The organism is Leucobacter sp. NPDC077196 (assembly GCF_040687075.1).
Lineage (GTDB): Bacteria > Actinomycetota > Actinomycetes > Actinomycetales > Microbacteriaceae > Leucobacter.
Genome location: NZ_JBFBML010000043.1, coordinates 1 through 2,070, shown reverse-complemented (window position 1 = coordinate 2,070; position 2,070 = coordinate 1). Strand labels below are relative to the sequence as shown.

At 58.0% G+C, this 2,070-nt stretch carries 2 protein-coding genes; both read right to left on the bottom strand.

Translation table 11 applies throughout. From position 1 onward, the window contains the following. Window positions 1–96 precede the first annotated feature (96 nt). Window positions 97–414 (bottom strand): hypothetical protein, encoded by a 318-nt coding sequence (locus AB0O71_RS15410; protein WP_363746723.1) that lies wholly within the window; start codon window positions 412–414, stop codon window positions 97–99. 182 nt (window positions 415–596) lie between these two features. Continuing rightward, complete coding sequence (locus AB0O71_RS15405) at window positions 597–1,898, bottom strand: hypothetical protein (RefSeq protein ID WP_363746721.1); 1,302 nt, start codon at window positions 1,896–1,898, stop codon at window positions 597–599. Window positions 1,899–2,070 lie beyond the last annotated feature (172 nt).

Below are 2,070 nucleotides of genomic sequence, written 5' to 3'. Positions count from 1 at the left end.
CGGGGTTAGAGCGGCAGTGGTAGCAGCTCCACTCTGCCCGGAGGTTCTCGTCTGTGTCACGGGGTCCAGATCACACAACGTCCCCGGACACTACACCTAGGCCTGCTTGCCACGCACAGGTTTCCCCGGCGCAGCACTGGTTCCGAAGATGGCTGCAATGGCGCTCTGCTTGGTTTTCGCATCGCGCTCTATTTCGGCCCGCACCGTCTCAGCCCTTTTGAGAACTTTCGGGTCGGACTTGGAAGTCTCGACCCACAACTCGAGGGCGATTCGGATCTCTTCGGTGACGCTGCGGTCGTTGAGCTGGGCGATCACGTCCAGCTGCGCACGCAGGTCGTCGGTCATACGCACCGCAAGGGTACGCGTGGGGCTCGGTGCCACCGAGCCGATCCTGGCTGATTCTTGCTCGCTCATGGCGAGACTCCTTCCCATCGGGTGCGGCCGACGAATCCTGGGTGGATTCCTCTTTGTGGTGGAGCCGCAGCCCTTTGGGAAGGTGTCGCTCAGTATGAACCGTTTCTATTCGTCGTCAATATTCCAATCGTGAGCGTTGTAAATAGCACGACAAATGCGTTGCCATGAGAACCCCCTGGCACCTAGTGACGATGCGACCCGTGGGGACTCCAGCCACGTAGGTACGGTTTTAGATCTTCTGGCTTCGGTTCGCTTATCTCAGGCAAGAAGTGTTCTGGAGAGGTGAGTGGATTTCGCTCGCGGAGCACGGCGTCTACCTCGGACAGAAAGCCGCTGGCTGCGAAGCGCTGCTTAGAAGGTAGGTGTTCAATTGCCTGCTTAGCTTTGGCGAGGAAGGCCTCGTACTTGCGGAGCTTCTCGTCTTCTTCCGAGAGAGCTACAAAGTACTTCCATCTTTCTGCTTCGAAGTAGTCAGCTTTGGCATTTTCCATCGCAGCTTCCCAGTTGCGTTGCCTGCGTTCCTCGGCGATCTCTTCAAGCCGTTTGCGCTCGGCTTGTTCGAGCAGCCAGGTGTCAAACCGTGCGAAAACTTCAGAAAGCTTCTCCTCCAGGAGCGTTCCGCGACCGTCGCTCAGCTTCTGAGTGCCATACCCGTCGAGCGATGTGCCTTGGTTAATTTGCAGCTTCCCAGTACTGATGAACTCCCAACCGCGGCGCTCTATCCAGCTGGGGAGCTTTTGCCTCTGCTGCCACGTCATTCCGAGGTCCGAGAACTTCTTTGCGCCTTTGCCAGAGATCTCCTTGATCTCTATGCCGTAGAGGTCATAGTCAGTACGAAGCCAGAGATTGCCATGCGTTGGATTGCTTAGGTAGCCGTAGCGATTCGGCTTCCTGTCGTCTGGCAGCATGACCTCGATCCCACGCCGAGTCGCCTCTGAAGCAATGGCTTGCAGGATGCGCGCGGCCCGCGGCACATGCTCCTTGGTGACGTATTGCCACCGCTTGTCTGCCATGAATGCTTTGACGGCAGGGTGATATTTTCCGACGCGCTCTGGCACCGGCACTGATTGTACTTCCACGAAGTCGCGAAAGTGGGGCGCAAAGTGAATTTCATACTCTTTGCTACTCCATCCCCCGATGGTGCTTGCGACAAGCTTCTTGCCGTGAGGACGGTTGGAAGCTTTGAGTGCCTGCGCGAGAATTCGCTGGAGCTTGAACGGGCCGAGGTCTACATCTGCGCTGAGAAGCTTTTGGTCTTCTGTTTCCAGGACACGCTGGATGAGTTCTTCGGCGGCGAGGAGATCTCTTGCGGCGAGCGCGGGGGCAGGGGGCTTGGAGCGCGGCTTTCGAGGAGTCTTTACTGGGGCAGATTCTTTCAGCTGATCCGTCTGAGCTCGCGCGGTCGCAACTTTGGCACGAATCCTGCGGGATTCGGTATCTTGCGCGGTGGCGGCGGGCCACTGCTGACCGCGCTTAGTCAGCACTGCTTTCCAGTTCTTGCCATGGCCTGAGACTCTGACAAGTCCGCGGGAGTGCAGGGTGCGAGCAGAGATTCGGTGGGCTGGCAGATCGTCTGAGTTGGTACGCCTAGTCCACCCAGTTGGTACCCAATTCCGGAGGCCTGGTGCTGTCGCGCGTTTTCGGGTCTTCTAGGTG